This window comes from Parvimonas sp. D9 (assembly GCF_035282565.1).
GTDB classification, from domain to species: Bacteria; Bacillota; Clostridia; order Tissierellales; family Peptoniphilaceae; genus Parvimonas; species Parvimonas micra.
In genome coordinates this window covers 22,149-37,485 of record NZ_JAYKBM010000001.1, presented here as the reverse complement: position 1 = coordinate 37,485, position 15,337 = coordinate 22,149, and the positions used below count along the sequence as shown (strand labels likewise).

The window sequence follows — 15,337 nt, the reverse complement described above, 5'->3', positions numbered from 1 at the left end:
TCAACGGCATTTGCATTTTATGAACAAGTTCAATACTTCAAAATATTATTTTTCACCAAACAATAACTCTCTAAAAATTTGAATATATTTACTGCTTTCAATCTAAAATTTTCTAAATATAACAAAAATATGATAACACATTTTTTATTTTTTTTCAATATATTATAACTTAAAATCAAAATTTTCTCTAATAAATTTCTTAAAGAAAATATAATTTAGTATTCCTTTTAAAAAAGTACAAAAAGAAATTACAGCCCATATATAAGCTATATCCAATTTTAGATAAAAAACCAAGTAAGCTAAAGGAATTCTTAGAGCATTTGAAAAAGTGCTTATCACCGTTGGAGTTTTTGTGTTTTTAAGCCCGTTAAACATCCCTGAAATTCCAATTTCAAGTGCTAAAAATATCTCCGAAAAGGCTAAAACTTTTAAATAACTAACACCCATTCTAATTGTATTTAAATCATCTCTTATAAATAATTTGATTATATAATCTGATGAAAAAAACAGAAAGAATGAACAGAAAACTCCAATTCCTAAAATTATCCTAAGTCCTTTTTTATAACCGGAAGCTATATTTTCATAATTTTTTGCTCCATAATTTTGTGCTATCAAAGCACAAAGTGCAATGGAAAAGCCTTCAACAGTCATCCAGTTTATAGCTTCAATTTGTACTGCAACATTCTCAGCAGCAACTGCATTTTCACCCCAATTAGCTATTATTCTAAGTAAAATAGTTGAGATAAAAGCAAATATACAGGATTTAAAAGCTGTTGGAACACCTAGTCTTAGAACTTCCTTAAGTGTAGCATTGTTAAAATTTTTAACTAAATTTATTCCTTTAAGGATTCTTCCATCTAAAATTGAAAATATCATAAAAATACTTGTAACAATAATTTGAGATAGAGTAGTAGCAATTGCAGCTCCACTAACCCCAAACTCAGGTAATCCAAAGAATCCATAAATCAAAATCGGATCTAGAATTATATTTACAATAAGACCGATTGAATTTGCTATAAAAGGAACTTTACTATTTCCTGAACCATTAAAAACTCCTGAAAATAGCGGATTTAAAAAAGTAAAAGGCAGTCCTAATAGAACAATCTTTAAATAGCTATTTGCAAGTGAAATTACTACTTCGCTTTTTATATTGAAAAATTTAATTATATCAAGTCTAAAAATATATAATAATATTCCAAATGTTATAGACATAAATAAATTTATGGCAACGGAAGTGTCGATATATTTTCTAAATTGTTTATCATCCCTAGAACCTACACTATACGCAACCCCTATTTCTATTCCTGTCTTTGAAACTAAAACCAAAGAATTTGCAAACCACATAATAAATGCTACTATTCCTACTCCGGCAATTGCTTCGGTTCCAAGTTTTCCAACCCAAAATGTATCCATTAAAGTGTAAGACATCTGGATAAATGAAGTTGTCATTATTGGAATAGACATCATTACTAAATTTCTATAGATTTTATTATCTAATAAATTTATTTTTTTCATAAATAATTCCTAAAGTTTATTTAATAAATTTTTTATATGTTCAATACTTTTTTTGTACTTCTTACCGCAGAAATTACAAGAAATTTCTATGTCTTTCCCGTCTTCAATTATATCATTAAGCTCTTTTTTCCCTAGTCCCAACAACATATTATCTATTTTTTCTTCACTACAATTACATCTGTAATGAATAATTTTTTCTTCAATAATTCTTATATTAAAGATTTTCAAAATAGAAACAATATAGTCATAAAAACTTATATCATCAGTTTTTGAAGCTAAATAATTATCTAATTCAGTTTTAAACATATCTGAATAGATAGTAAATTGTGATAAATCTTTTTCAGTATAATTCGGCAAAAGTTCCATCATAAATCCAAAAGAAATATAATCATCTTCAACTTTTTTTACTTGCAAATCAATAGAAGTAACAGTTTGATTGGATGCGCTGAAATAATTGGTAAAATTTTCACTAATATTTGGAGAAATTATACTTGTTTGTCCAACATATGGAGCTTTAAGACCCAAATCCTTTATCAAAACAAGTATTCCCTTATCGCCTATAAAATCTTTTGAAGATTTTCCTTTTTCATATATTTTATCATATTTACTTAAGTTTTTATTTTCCAAATATCCTGTTATAAATGAATTATTGTATAATTTTGAAATTATAAGACCACATTCACCATTAGTCTTTAACTTTAAATCAATTGAGTCAGTATCATTTTTAAAATCGGAATAAAGTAACGCATTCATCGTTAAAACTTTTCCCATTTCAATATTTGCACTGATAGAGCTCTTTTGTAATTTTTCAAAATCTTTTACTATATCATCTGTAAAAGCAAAGAAAAATCTCATAGAATTATGTTCATCAATACATCTTAATATTTTTGCCATAGAAACTCCTTAATATTAATCTCATGTAAAATTATATACTAAAAATTTAAAGAAATCAATTGATAAATTAATATCTTTTTCCATATTTTTTCTTTGCAATCTCAGTATATTTTTTAATAAATTCTCCTTTTGATTCTGTATAAGCATCTCGATTATGTTCAAATTTTTTCCACAGAGATAATTTTAGTCTTTCATACTCTTTTGCAATTTTAGAATTTTCAAATAAATAATCTCTAAAATACAATTCATCATTATCTCCTGCTAATCTTATATGCAAATGAAATACTTTTTTAGCAAATCCTTTTTCAGTATAGCCTTTATTCATAGAAATTCTCTTTTCATCTTCACTCATACAAAGCCAATTATTTTTTAATAATATCTCTTTTACAAACTTTAAATCTTCATTATTCTTAATCTCTAAAAGAATATCTACAATGTTTTTTGCCCATATTGTAGGAATATATGTACTTCCTATATGTGAAATTCTGTAAATTTTTTCGCTTGGAATTAAAGATAAAATATTTAGTTTTTCATCTTCATACCAAGTTTTCCATTCATCATTATGTTCAACTAGAAATATTGGAAAAATTTCCCATAATTCCTCTAAACTCATCTCATCTAATTTTTTACTCATAAAATTTCCTTTTGGTTAAATTTAAAAAATCTCCTAAAAAGGAGATTTTACTTCTTGATTAATATTAATATCATAACATACTGAAGTATGTTTAAATTGAATTTCCATTTAAGAAAAAACAATCTTATAACTTAACAACACCAGAAGCTTGAGGACCTTTAGCGCCTTCAACTATTTCGAATTCAACAGCTTGTCCTTCATCTAAAGTTCTAAATTCACCAGTTTCTTCTAATGCTGAATAATGTACAAATACATCTTCTCCATCTTCAGTAGAAATAAATCCAAATCCTTTAGCTGCATTGAACCACTTTACAGTTCCTTTCATATCCTTTTAATCCTCCAATACTATAGGAAATATGTAGTAAATTATTACTACCTTCATACTATAACATATCTAAAAGAATAAAGCAAGTATAATTTACTCATCTTCTAACATACTTAATTGATTTTCCATTTGCTTTCTGATTTTTTCTTTTTCATAGTAACATTTTCTACAAAGAGGTTCATAGCTTTCTGCAGCTCCAAGTTTTATTCTTTCATCATCATGTGTTTTTCTATAACTAACCCAAGCATCAACTCCGCAATTTGCACAAACTGCATGGTGTTTATATAGATAATCAGCTCGTGGCATCAACTCTTTTACTAACTCAAAAGGTTCAGCTTTAAAGTCCATATCAAGACCAGCTAATACGACTGTAAATTCATTTTCTAAAAATAAATTTAAAGTTTCAACAATCTTATTAATATCTCCCTTGATGAATTGTACTTCATCAATTCCTATAATACTTGCAGTACTCGTCTTCATATATTCTATAATTTCATCAATATTTTCAACCGGAATAGCTCTCATTTTATTATTATCATGAGTAACTATTTCTTTATCTGCATATCTATTATCAAATTTTGGCTTAAAGACTACAGTTTCATATTTTGCAATTTCAAATCTATTTAAGTCCTTCCATAAACTTGAAGTCTTTCCCGAGAACATACTACCTGTATGTAAAATTAATTTACCTTTATATTGATGCATAATTAACCCTCAAAAACTTTTTCTTCAATTGATAAAATTACAATATCTTCTACCGGCTTATCATTTGAACAGTAAGTATTTGCTATCTCATCAACTACTTCCATTCCTTTAAAAACTTGTCCAAAAACAGTATGCTTAAAATCTAACCAAAAAGCTCCACCATTTTTTTCATAAGTTTCAACAACTTCATCAGGATAAACTTTTTTATCTGAATTTTTTAAATAATTTACATAATTATCAGAAATTTTACTATTTTGAACTATAAAAAATTGACTTCCATTTGTATTTGGTCCAGCATTTGCCATTGACAAGGCCCCTCTATAATTTCTAAAATTAGCATCAAACTCATCTTCAAAGGATTCTCCCCAAATACTTTCTCCACCCATTCCAGTACCTGTTGGATCTCCACCTTGAATCATAAAATCTCTAATAACCCTATGGAAAATAACTCCGTTATAATATCCTCTTTTAGCCAATGTAATAAAATTTTCACAAGCCTTAGGAGCAACTTCATTAAATAATCTTAGAGAAATTTCTCCCACATTTGTTTTCATTATATAAACTTTTTCACCATTTTTAGGCATTTCTAATTGTTTCATTCTCTTTTCTCCTTTTAAATAATTTTTTCTTAAAATTGCTCTATGTATTAAGGTTATATATCTTCCTTTTAAAAATTCCTCATCTTCAAATTCGCCCTCGACTTTAAGTCCACATTTCTCCATAACTTTTCCTGAAGTAATATTTTCTTTAATATGAACGCCACAAACTCTATTAACTTTTAAGGTATTAAAAGCATAGTCAAGCATAAAATTCAAAGTCTCAGTCATATAACCCTTGTTCCAAAATTTTTTATTTAAAACATATCCTAAAGATAAGGAATTATTTTTTATATCCGCTTTAAATTCAAAAGAACCGATACATTTATTGGAAAATTTTTCAACGATTGCAAAACAATATTTATTTTTCATAAAATAATCTGCAATTACTTTTTCAGATTCTAGAATATTTTTGTGTTTATTCCAAGTGACAAATTTACAAGTTTCATCATCATTTCCAAACTCAAAAACATCATCTATATCATCTAAATTGAATTTTCTAAAAATTAATCTTTTGCTTTGCATAATAACTCCTCATTAAATTCCAATCCTGTTTTATTTAAAATGCTAAAAAAATAATCATCAGGTAAAACTGTAAAACTTAAATTTTCATCTGTAATTGGGTGTGAAAACTCAAGATAATAAGAATGTAACATCTGTCCATTCGCCTTTATCTTTTCATTTTTTTTCCCATAAGTTTCATCTCCTACTATAGGATGATTAAGGCTACTAAAATGAACTCTTATCTGATGAGTTCTACCAGTATGTAGAGTTACATCAACTAATGAATATTTTAAATTTGAAATTAAAACATTGTATTCTGTAATAGCTGCTTTTCCTGATTTGCTTTTTACACTCATCTTTTTTCTATCTTTTTCATCTCTACCAATAGGCTTATCTATAAGTCCGTTATCTTTTGAAAAACTTCCATTACAGATTGCCAAATATTTTTTAGTAATTTCTCTATTAGAAAACTTTTCAACCAATTTTAAATGTGTTTCATCGTCCTTTGCACAGACTATAAGACCTGTTGTATCCTTATCAAGTCTGTGAACAATCCCAGGTCTTTCGGAATTAATCATTGATAATTTACAATGATTTAAAAGAGCATTAACCAAAGTATGCTCTTCATTACCTGCAGCCGGATGAACAACCATATTTCTAGGTTTATTTATAATTATAATATAATCATCTTCATATACAATATCTAAAGCTATATCTTCGGCAACTAATGTAATTTCTTTTTTATCGGGAATAGAAACTGTAATTTCATCTCCTATTTCTAAAATTACATTAGGCTTTATATTTTTCCCATTAACAAAAACTAATTTCTCTTTTATCAATTTTTGAATTGAAGTCCTTGATAAATTAGAAATTTTTTCAGATAAAAAAACATCACATCTAATTTTTTTATCACTAATATATTTTAATTCTGTCAAAAATTATACTCTCCAATCTATCGGTTTAACTCCCTTGCTAACCAAAAATTCATTAGCCTTAGAAAATGGCTTGCTGCCAAAGAATCCTCGATGAGCTGAAAAAGGAGAAGGATGTGTACTTGTAATTATAAAGTTATTTTCATCTCTTTTTATTAAATTGCTCTTTGAAATAGCAAAACTTCCCCAAAGAATAAAAACTTTAGGATAATCAAAATTTGAAATTATTTCAATAACTCTATCTGTAAAAATTTGCCAACCTATATCTTTATGTGAATTTGGCTTTGACTTTTCAACAGTAAGTGTAGCATTTAATAAAAAAACACCTTGTTCAACCCAAGCAGTTAAATCTCCATGATTTGGAGGAATTATCCCTAAATCAGAATATAATTCAAGATATATATTTCTAAGTGAAGGCGGTATTTTCTCTCCTCTATTTACTGAAAAACTCATTCCATTTGCTTGATTTACCCCATGATATGGATCCTGTCCTAAGATAATTACCTTAATGTCTTTTGGTGATATTTTATCAAAAATAGTAAAAACACATTCATTAGGAGGAAATATTGTTTTATTTTTATATTCCTCATTTAAAAAATTTTTCATCTTAACAAAATAGTCTTTTTTAAATTCATCTTTTAAATATTCATTCCAAGCAACATAATTAGATATCATCTTAATTCTCCTTTTTAGTAAACGAAACAACTATAAGTAAAAAGCAAGCTACACAAATATAAATATCCGCAAAATTAAAAACCGGAAAATCGTATAATCCACCAAATCTTGTGTGTATAAAATCTACAACAAAAGAAAATCTAATTCTATCAATACAATTTCCTAATGCTCCACAAGCAATTAAAGTAAATAATATTTGTTCAATTTTAGACATTTTATCCTTATTTTTATATATATAAAATAAAATTCCAAAAAATGCAACCAAAGAAATAAAAATAAAGAAATATTTATATCCTCTAAAACTGCCAAAAGCTACACCTGTATTTTCTACATAGGTAAATTCTAGCCAATTTTTAATTAAAACTACTGAATCAGCACCTTTTAAATTGGCTACTGTAATATATTTTGTAAGTTGGTCTAATGCTAATCCAACAATTATAATTGCATATATCATATAGAATACCTCTTAATATTGACAACAAATTTGTTCTTTTTTGTTAGCCCATCAAAACTGTCAACCTTAAATTTTCCTTCTTTTCTTATTGAAATTATATCATTTTCATTTATCTTTTTATCAAAATCTTTACATTCCTCATAGTTCAAATTTACATTTCCACTTTTAATGAATTTTTGAGCAATCTCTCTTGAAGTCCTTGCAAGTTCTTTTACAAAACAGTCCAATCTAAAACTGGAGACTATTATTTTTTCATCTTCGTATTTTCTGAAATTAGTAGGTATAAAATTATCATTCAGAATTTCCAATTTTAAATCTTGTCCTGAAAATTTTAAACAATTGGAAAATAAAAATGTTCCTATAGGTTTTAAGCAATAAACATACCAATATCCATCAACTTTTAATATTTCTCCAACTTTTTCACGGTTTATTCCTAAATGTAGAATACTTCCCAAGATATTTCTATGTTCTATTCCTGAAATGTCTTTAAATCGCAAGGTTTCTAAATAATCATTTAGTATATAGTCATTCCTATAAAAAATTATAAACTTTCTTTCATAATCTTCTTCAGCAAAGATAATATCATAATTCAAATCTAAATTTTTTAAAATTCTCTTTACATATTTAAACTCCAGTGGAGTAAAAAAATTAGAAACAAACACTTCTTTGTAATTTTTTTCCATAGAAACAAGACCATCTAAAAATTTATTGATGGTCTTTTTAATTTCTATATTATTAATATTATCTAAAATCTTAATCTTATCAAATGATTTCATTTAATTATATTTGATAAAATCCGTTATTTTCAATTTGATCTTTAACTTTTCCATCGATATCAATTCCCTTAGGAGCTAAGATAAAAATATCTTTTGTAACTTTTTGGATTTTTCCTGATAGAGAATAAATACCGCCACTTACAAAATCAAAAATTTGCCTTTTCTTATCAACTTCTAACATTTCCAAATTCAAAACAACAACTTTTCCCTTTAAAACATCATCTAAAACTTGAGTACCATCATCAAAAGTTATTGGCTCTCTGATAGAAATCAAAAATCTACTAATATTTGGCATTGTAACGACATTAGATTTTTCTTTTTCAAAAGCTAATTTATTTCCTGCATTTCTAGCATAGCTCTCTCCTACTGATTTAGGTTGCTTTTCAACAACTGCCTCTTCTTCATAATCATCATATTCATCTTCCAAGTCATCACTTCCAACAAATTTCTTTATTTTGTCCATAAAGCCTGCCATAATATTCCTCCTCATATTTTAATATATTTTATAACAAACGAAAATTTAAAATTTTCTAATTATAATCAATCTACCTAACACTTTCATTAATTTGAAAGTACTCCATAATTTCTTGCACCAAATATTGATGTTCCAATCCTTATAAGGTTTGAGCCTTCCTCTATGGCAACCATAAAATCATTACTCATTCCCATAGATAGAATCTTCATATCAACATTTTTTAATTTAAGTTTTGAAATTTCATCAAACAAAGATTTCATCTTTTTGAAATAAATTCTAGTATCTTCAGCATCCTCACAATAAGGAGCAACTGTCATAAGTCCATTTACTAAAACATTATCTCTTTTTGAAACTTCTCTTATAAAATCTAAAACATCTTCTTCAAAAATTCCTGATTTACTATCCTCTTTACCAATATTTACTTCAACTAAACAATTTACAGTAATTCCTTTATTTTTAGCTTCCAATTCCAACTTATCTAAAAGTGAAATTCTATCTAAAGAGTGAATCAATTCAACTTTATCAATAATGGATTTAACCTTATTTGTTTGGAGATGTCCAATCATATGAAATTTAACTTTTCCATCAAAATATTCATACTTTTTTAGTATTTCTTGAACCTTATTTTCTCCAAAAGTATAAAATCCTAAATCGATAGCTTCTTGAATTTTATCCACATCAACTGTCTTTGAAACTGGTAACAAAAATATTTCTTTTTTATCTCTATTTGAATTTTTACAAGCTAGAGAAATTTTTTCAAGTATATTATTTATATTTTCTTTCATTACTTTAAAATTGCACCTTCTTTAACTTTACTGGCATCTTTTAAGATATTAGAAAAAATTCCAACTGAACTGTTTTTTGAATCAATATAAACTTTTGAATTTATCTTATCAATAAATTTAACATTGACCTTTGCTCTCTTTATATTACCAAAAGAATCAACCACCAAAACATAATCTTCACCATCTTTAGAAGTAAGAGCAGTTAATGGAAGTTCAAAAGAACTAGAAACTGTCTTTATTACATTTAAGTCGATAAATCTCTTATCTGCAATTTCATTAAAAGCAGATGAAAACTGAGCAACAATTAAATCATATTCAGAACCTTTTTTTACCCTTTTGATTATTCCAGTAGCAACCGAATTTCCAACATTCACCTTTATACTTTTATCTACATCTATGTCTTCTAAAGTTTCAGCCTTAACTCTGATACAAAGATAATACTTCAAATTATCTACTATTTTTATTCCGTCAATATTTGAAATATTATTTGCGTTATCAAAATTAAAGTCTTTTTCATCTATAGAATCAATAACAGAAAAATCATATACATTCTCTAGGCCGTCAATTTTGTTTAATACAACTCCGGAATTTTTTGAAACAATTTTTCCGGAATTAATTGTATCATTTAATAATGAATATCTAAATAATTTATCAGAACTATATTTTTTACCAAAAGCAGTTTTGTTTTGATCACTTGAAAGTATATCAAAAGTTTTTGAAAAATCTTTATCTCGAATATGTTTCAAAACATCCTCCAAATCAATATTTTTAACTTTTGAATCCTTGTTATCCTCCTGCTCTTGCAATGCTTGAACTTTTTCAGCTAAATAATCTTTAAAGTTTTGGTCAACTTTTGAAACATCAACTTCACCTATTTCTTTGTCAACGCCAACTTTTGAATTATCTACTTCAATATTATTCTTTCCAATATAATATAAGTATTCATCTTTTATAACTAACGCTTTAGATGAAAGGTTTAAATCATAAGTTTTTGGATTTTCCAAAACCATTATATCATTATTTAAATTTTTATTAAAAAACACATTTTTTATTAAAAACAAACTAACAAATACAATTAAAATGACTAAACCCAAATGTTCTTTAGCATTAGGTAAAATTCCATTACGTTTTCTCATATAATACCCATTAGTACTAATTTATAAAATTAAATATTACTATTTTTATAAATTATATCTTCTCTCTTTGGACCATTAGAAATCATCTTAACAGGAACTTCCAATTCATTTTCAATAAATTCGATGTATTCTCTACATTCAATTGGTAATTCTTCATAATTTTTAATTCCTCTTATATCTCTATTCCATCCTTTTAAAACCTTCCAAACCGGCTTTGCCTTTTCAAGCTTATCAGTTGTTGGAAAATCTCTGGTAATCTCGCCATCAATTTCATATCCTATACAGATTGGAATTTCTTCTAAATATCCCAAAGCGTCAATAACTGTTAATACAGCTTCTGTACTACCTTGAACTCTACAACCATATCTTGAAGCAACTGCATCAAAATATCCAACACGTCTAGGCCTTCCGGTCGTAGCACCATATTCTCCCTTATCTCCGCCACGTCTTCTCAGCTCTTCAGCTTCTTCGCCGAAAATTTCACTTACAAATGCTCCGGCACCAACTGCACTGGAATATGCTTTAACAACGGTAATAATATCTGTAATAGCATAAGGTGGAATCCCTGCTCCAATTGCTCCATATCCTGCTAAAGTTGATGAAGAAGTTACCATAGGATAAATGCCATGATCTGTATCTTTTAAAGAACCAAGTTGTCCTTCAAGTAAAATTTTCTTTCCTAATTTTATAGCATCATTCAAGAATTTTGATACATCACAAACATAAGGTTTGATTGCATCTCTCCAAACGAGCATAAGTTCATATAACTCTTTAGCATCAATTTTTTCTTTATGATATAAATTTTCTAGAATTACATTTTTATATTCAACAACTCTCTTAACTTTTTCAAATAAATTTTCATCAAATAATTCATTTACTTGAAAACCGATTTTTGCATATTTATCCGAATAGCAAGGTGCAATCCCGGATTTTGTAGAACCGAATGAATTTTTTCCAAGTCTTTCTTCTTCATACGCATCAAAATCAATATGATAAGGCATAACAAGTTGTGCTCTATCTGAAACCAAAATATTAATATCAGGAACATTCTTTTCTTTTAAGTACTCAATTTCTTTAAGTAAATAAGGGATATTAAGTGCCACACCATTACCTATTACAGATGTTGTATGCTTATAAAAAACACCCGAAGGTAGTAAATGCAATGCGAATCTTCCATACTCATTTATGATAGTATGTCCGGCATTGGAACCACCTTGAAATCTAACAATTATGTCAGCATTTTCAGCTAACATATCTGTTATTTTTCCTTTTCCTTCATCTCCCCAATTTGCTCCTACTACTGCTTTAACCATAGTTCCTCCTAATATCAAAATAAAAATTTATAATAAAATCCAATATTATACAAATATATCGTCCAACTAAAAAATACAACTCCTACCAAAGATCCGAAGACAACATCTGAAAACCAATGTACTCCAACAACAATTCTACTTATTGCAATACTAAGTCCAAATAAAACACCTACAAACATCCAAAAAGGAAATGAGCTATATCCATTAAACAAAACGTACATAACGGTAGGATAAAAACTCAAACCTATGCAAGAATGTCCACTTGGAAAGCTATATCCCCAGTATTTTATATCAGAATGTGAAACAGGACGTTCTCTTCTAAATAAAAACTTAAAAGAATTTAAAAATATCATATTAAACAACGATGAATTTAAAATTGCACTTGCCAATACATAGTTTTTCTCTGAAACAGAATAAAAAAAGATAGGAAATATAATAATAAGTGATGTTACAACATCCCCCATTGAAGTTATATGTTTCATCGAAGATTTTAAAAATCTTAAATTATTATTTTGAAAAAAATTCTTTAACTTTAAGTCTATCAAAAAATTTTGTTTTTTCAATTTATTTCCAACTATCGAAGTAAAAATAAGTACGACAACAGTAAAGATAATCAAATATACCATTAATCCCTCCAAAAATTAAGATATAATGCTTTAGCTAAACCATAACAAAAATAACCTAATATAAATCCTACAATAACATCAGTTGGCCAATGAACTCCCAAAATCACTCTACTTATAGCAATTAAAAAAATCATAATATAGATAACCATATTCATAAACCCGCTCTTGAATCTTTCAGATAATAAAAATCTAAAAGTTAAATAAAAAGCTGAAAAATTCATAGAATGTCCACTTGGATAACTAAAACCACTCATATTTATTACAAAAAATTCAACAGGCCTTTTTCTTAATACAATATGTTTAATTAACTCATTTAACATATACGTTAATAGTAATGTAGCAATTAAAAATAAAAACTCTTTTTTCAAATTGCTATAATAAAAATATACTCCAAACGGAATAAATAAGATAAAATAAGTTAATCCATTTCCTAAAGATGTTACAAATTTAATAAAATTCAGGAGAACAGTATTTTTTGTAAAAATGTTATTATTTTGAATTAAAGTCATAATTTTATAGTCAATACTATTAGTCAGCCTAATACTTTTTAGATAGAAACCGAAAATAATGCTACAAAATAAAACTATAAAAAATAAAACAATAAATTGTCTTAATTTTAATTTTTCCATTTTTCCTCCTAAATCAAAATAATTATATCATAAATTGATTTATTAATCAAAAAAATACATATTTTTTATCAAAAAAACTACTATTAAATTACAAAAATTTAACAGTAGTTTGTTAAAAATATTTTTATTCTGTTATTTGATTTCTATTGAATGTGCAGTTATTCCTGGAATAGAAATTTTTCCGCCCATTGTAGATTTATAACTAATTTCTCCAACAGAAACCCCTCTAACAACAACTTTATCATTTTCTAAAATTTTATTCTCTCCACTTTTAGGAATATAAGAAACAAAGATTATCTTTTTATAGTCATTATTGACTCTAACTCTAAATTGATCTTCTCCATTTCCTCTAATAACTTGTATAACAATTCCTGTAAAAGTTACCTTCTTTCCTTTGTTTTTATCAGGATTTCTAGCTAATTCATCATATGTTATACCCGTATCGTACCCTTTAGCTTCTTCTTCTTTTTTTGCTTTTTCTTCAGCTTCTTTTCTTGCCTTTTCCTCTGCTTCCTTTTTCTCTCTTTTAGCTTTTAATTCCGCTTCTTTCTTTTCTTTTTCTGCTAACTGCATGTTTTCATATGGTTGCATTTTAGATTTGTATTCTGCATATTCAGTTTCTATCTTTTTAGCATTTTCGTTAGCTGTTTCAATTTGATTTTTGTATTTTATAGCTATTTCATTTATCTTCTTTTCCATAGAATTATTTCTGACACTATTAAAAATAAATAAAGCTAAAATACATCCAACCACAACTCCACCACAAACCTTCTTTAAGAAAGAGTTTTTGTTTTGTAATTCTTCAATATTTTTTTCTTTTTCATCTAAAACATTTTCTTTGCAATCGGAATTATTTTCTTTTCCTAAACTAATTTCTTTAGTATTGCTATTTTCATTCTTAGCAACTTCAGTTTCATTTCCAGAATCATTTATAATTTCCTCTGATTCTTCATTTTTACAATTTTCTAAATTTTTATTTTCCATAAAGCCCTCCTAAAATAAATATGTATGACAACATTATATATATTAAGTCAAGACCTAAATAAAAGTTTAGAATAATTTATTTACTTTAAGTAAATAATTACTTAAATAAAAAGCTTAAAAATATGCACAAAAAAAGATTCAGCAATTTTACTGAACCTCTTAAATTCATTACTTTAATATTATAATCCTAATGCTTTTGATAATTCAGCTTTGTTAAAGCCAACCATTTCTACATCATCAACACAGATTACAGGAACACCCATATGTCCTTTTGCCATTAATTCTTTTCTAGCTTCTAAATCTGTTGAAACATTTTTTTCAACATATTCAATATTATTTGCCTTTAAGAATTCCTTTGCTTGTTTACAATAAGTACAAGAATCACTTGAATATACTACTACTTTTGCCATTTCATTTTCCCCCTAAAAAATTTTTTAATAGTTTGAATACTTTCAATATTTGTTCAGTAAGTTTATACCCCCTGTATTTTTGTTTAAACAAAGGATATTTTATTTTTTCTTAGTTTCTCAACAATTTATAAATTTTCATATTCTCTCGCAATATTTTTAAAATCTTTGAGTGATAATTTTTCTGCCCTAATTCTAGTATCTATATCTAGTTTTTCTAAAACCTTAATAATTTTTTCTTTCTCGATACCGGACTTACAAAATGAATTTAAAATTGTTTTTCTTCTATTTTCAAAGCCATTTTTTATAAGTTTAAACATTGTTTTTTCACACTCAAATCTTTCCTTTTTAAGTCTCATATTTACAACTGCACTATCTACATTCGGTGCAGGAACGAATACATTTCTAGATACACTGAAAGCTATATTTGCATCTGCATAATATTTTACGAATAAACTTATGCTTGAATTATCTTTACTGTTTTCATCTGCAACAAGTCTTTGAGCAACTTCTTTTTGAACCATTATAGTTATGGATTCCAAATCTAAATCACTCTCCAAAAGTCTAGTTATTATTGGTGTTGTTACATAGTATGGTAAGTTCGCAACCACGACAATTTTCTTTTGAGTAAATTTTTCTTCAATAAGTTTTTTCAAATCAATTTTTAGAGCATCGGATTGAACAAATTCAAAATTATCATATTCACTAAGTGTATAATCTAAAACTTCTTTCAATCTTGTGTCAATCTCTATTGAAACAACTTTTCCAGCTTTTTCAAGTAAAAATTTTGTAAGAACTCCAAAACCCGGTCCTATTTCGATTACTCCATAGTCTTTGCCAACAGCTGAAACTTCAACTATCTTTTCTAAGATATTTCTATCTGTTAAAAAATTTTGTCCAAAATTTTTAGAAAATGAAAATCCGAATTTATCACAAATTTCTTTTATTACCGACAATTTATACAAATCCATT

At 26.7% G+C, this 15,337-nt stretch carries 19 protein-coding genes and 1 pseudogene; all 20 read right to left on the bottom strand.

Annotated features, from left to right (window positions below):
* Window positions 1-162: 162 nt before the first annotated feature.
* Window positions 163-1,515 carry an MATE family efflux transporter gene (locus tag VJI94_RS00260; RefSeq protein ID WP_324007938.1) on the bottom strand — a complete coding sequence of 451 codons (1,353 nt, stop codon included), beginning with the start codon at window positions 1,513-1,515 and terminating at the stop codon, window positions 163-165.
* Between the two features lie 9 nt (window positions 1,516-1,524).
* Window positions 1,525-2,409: an Hsp33 family molecular chaperone HslO gene (locus VJI94_RS00255; protein ID WP_004833675.1), complete on the bottom strand. Its 885-nt coding sequence runs from the start codon at window positions 2,407-2,409 to the stop codon at window positions 1,525-1,527.
* A gap of 67 nt (window positions 2,410-2,476) precedes the next feature.
* On the bottom strand, window positions 2,477-3,043 hold the full coding sequence (locus tag VJI94_RS00250) for a GrpB family protein (protein WP_029948849.1): 567 nt from the start codon (window positions 3,041-3,043) through the stop codon (window positions 2,477-2,479).
* A gap of 124 nt (window positions 3,044-3,167) precedes the next feature.
* On the bottom strand, window positions 3,168-3,368 hold the full coding sequence (locus VJI94_RS00245) for a cold shock domain-containing protein (RefSeq protein ID WP_004833677.1): 201 nt from the start codon (window positions 3,366-3,368) through the stop codon (window positions 3,168-3,170).
* A gap of 93 nt (window positions 3,369-3,461) precedes the next feature.
* Window positions 3,462-4,073, bottom strand: coding sequence for a thymidine kinase (locus VJI94_RS00240; protein ID WP_004833679.1), 612 nt, complete (start codon window positions 4,071-4,073; stop codon window positions 3,462-3,464).
* Between the two features lie 2 nt (window positions 4,074-4,075).
* Window positions 4,076-4,672 (bottom strand): peptidylprolyl isomerase, encoded by a 597-nt coding sequence (locus VJI94_RS00235; RefSeq protein WP_324008160.1) that lies wholly within the window; start codon window positions 4,670-4,672, stop codon window positions 4,076-4,078.
* Between the two features lie 66 nt (window positions 4,673-4,738).
* Window positions 4,739-5,194, bottom strand: a pseudogene (locus tag VJI94_RS00230) (GNAT family N-acetyltransferase); the annotation flags it as partial.
* Window positions 5,176-6,108, bottom strand: a complete 933-nt coding sequence (locus VJI94_RS00225) for an RluA family pseudouridine synthase (RefSeq protein WP_324007937.1) — start codon at window positions 6,106-6,108, stop codon at window positions 5,176-5,178. The gene VJI94_RS00225 and the pseudogene VJI94_RS00230, both read right to left, overlap by 19 nt.
* A 3-nt stretch (window positions 6,109-6,111) precedes the next feature.
* On the bottom strand, window positions 6,112-6,780 hold the full coding sequence (locus VJI94_RS00220) for a uracil-DNA glycosylase (protein WP_269720911.1): 669 nt from the start codon (window positions 6,778-6,780) through the stop codon (window positions 6,112-6,114).
* A 1-nt stretch (window position 6,781) separates the two neighbouring features.
* Window positions 6,782-7,234 (bottom strand): signal peptidase II, encoded by a 453-nt coding sequence (gene lspA, locus VJI94_RS00215; protein ID WP_324007936.1) that lies wholly within the window; start codon window positions 7,232-7,234, stop codon window positions 6,782-6,784.
* Complete coding sequence (locus VJI94_RS00210; protein WP_324007935.1) at window positions 7,231-8,010, bottom strand: YlmH/Sll1252 family protein; 780 nt, start codon at window positions 8,008-8,010, stop codon at window positions 7,231-7,233. Before VJI94_RS00210 ends, lspA begins: the two co-directional genes overlap by 4 nt.
* Before the next feature lie 4 nt (window positions 8,011-8,014).
* Entirely contained in the window at window positions 8,015-8,485 is a 471-nt protein-coding gene (locus tag VJI94_RS00205; protein ID WP_004833685.1) for a cell division protein SepF, read from the bottom strand.
* An 86-nt stretch (window positions 8,486-8,571) separates the two neighbouring features.
* Window positions 8,572-9,270, bottom strand: a complete 699-nt coding sequence (locus VJI94_RS00200; RefSeq protein ID WP_269754965.1) for a YggS family pyridoxal phosphate-dependent enzyme — start codon at window positions 9,268-9,270, stop codon at window positions 8,572-8,574.
* A complete protein-coding gene (locus VJI94_RS00195; protein ID WP_004833687.1) occupies window positions 9,270-10,406 on the bottom strand; it encodes an HlyD family efflux transporter periplasmic adaptor subunit in 1,137 nt (378 codons plus the stop codon). Before VJI94_RS00195 ends, VJI94_RS00200 begins: the two co-directional genes overlap by 1 nt.
* A 29-nt stretch (window positions 10,407-10,435) precedes the next feature.
* Window positions 10,436-11,719 (bottom strand): adenylosuccinate synthase, encoded by a 1,284-nt coding sequence (locus tag VJI94_RS00190; RefSeq protein WP_029948841.1) that lies wholly within the window; start codon window positions 11,717-11,719, stop codon window positions 10,436-10,438.
* A 14-nt stretch (window positions 11,720-11,733) separates the two neighbouring features.
* Complete coding sequence (locus tag VJI94_RS00185) at window positions 11,734-12,345, bottom strand: phosphatase PAP2 family protein (RefSeq protein WP_004833689.1); 612 nt, start codon at window positions 12,343-12,345, stop codon at window positions 11,734-11,736.
* Window positions 12,345-12,974, bottom strand: a complete 630-nt coding sequence (locus tag VJI94_RS00180; RefSeq protein WP_324007934.1) for a phosphatase PAP2 family protein — start codon at window positions 12,972-12,974, stop codon at window positions 12,345-12,347. The genes VJI94_RS00185 and VJI94_RS00180 overlap by 1 nt, the downstream gene beginning before the upstream one ends.
* Window positions 12,975-13,106: 132 nt before the next feature.
* Window positions 13,107-13,958, bottom strand: a complete 852-nt coding sequence (locus tag VJI94_RS00175; RefSeq protein ID WP_324007933.1) for a hypothetical protein — start codon at window positions 13,956-13,958, stop codon at window positions 13,107-13,109.
* Between the two features lie 179 nt (window positions 13,959-14,137).
* Window positions 14,138-14,368: a glutaredoxin family protein gene (locus VJI94_RS00170; protein WP_004833693.1), complete on the bottom strand. Its 231-nt coding sequence runs from the start codon at window positions 14,366-14,368 to the stop codon at window positions 14,138-14,140.
* Window positions 14,369-14,493: 125 nt separating this feature from the next.
* Window positions 14,494-15,336 carry a 16S rRNA (adenine(1518)-N(6)/adenine(1519)-N(6))-dimethyltransferase RsmA gene (gene rsmA / locus VJI94_RS00165; RefSeq protein WP_324007932.1) on the bottom strand — a complete coding sequence of 281 codons (843 nt, stop codon included), beginning with the start codon at window positions 15,334-15,336 and terminating at the stop codon, window positions 14,494-14,496.
* Window position 15,337: the final 1 nt, after the last annotated feature.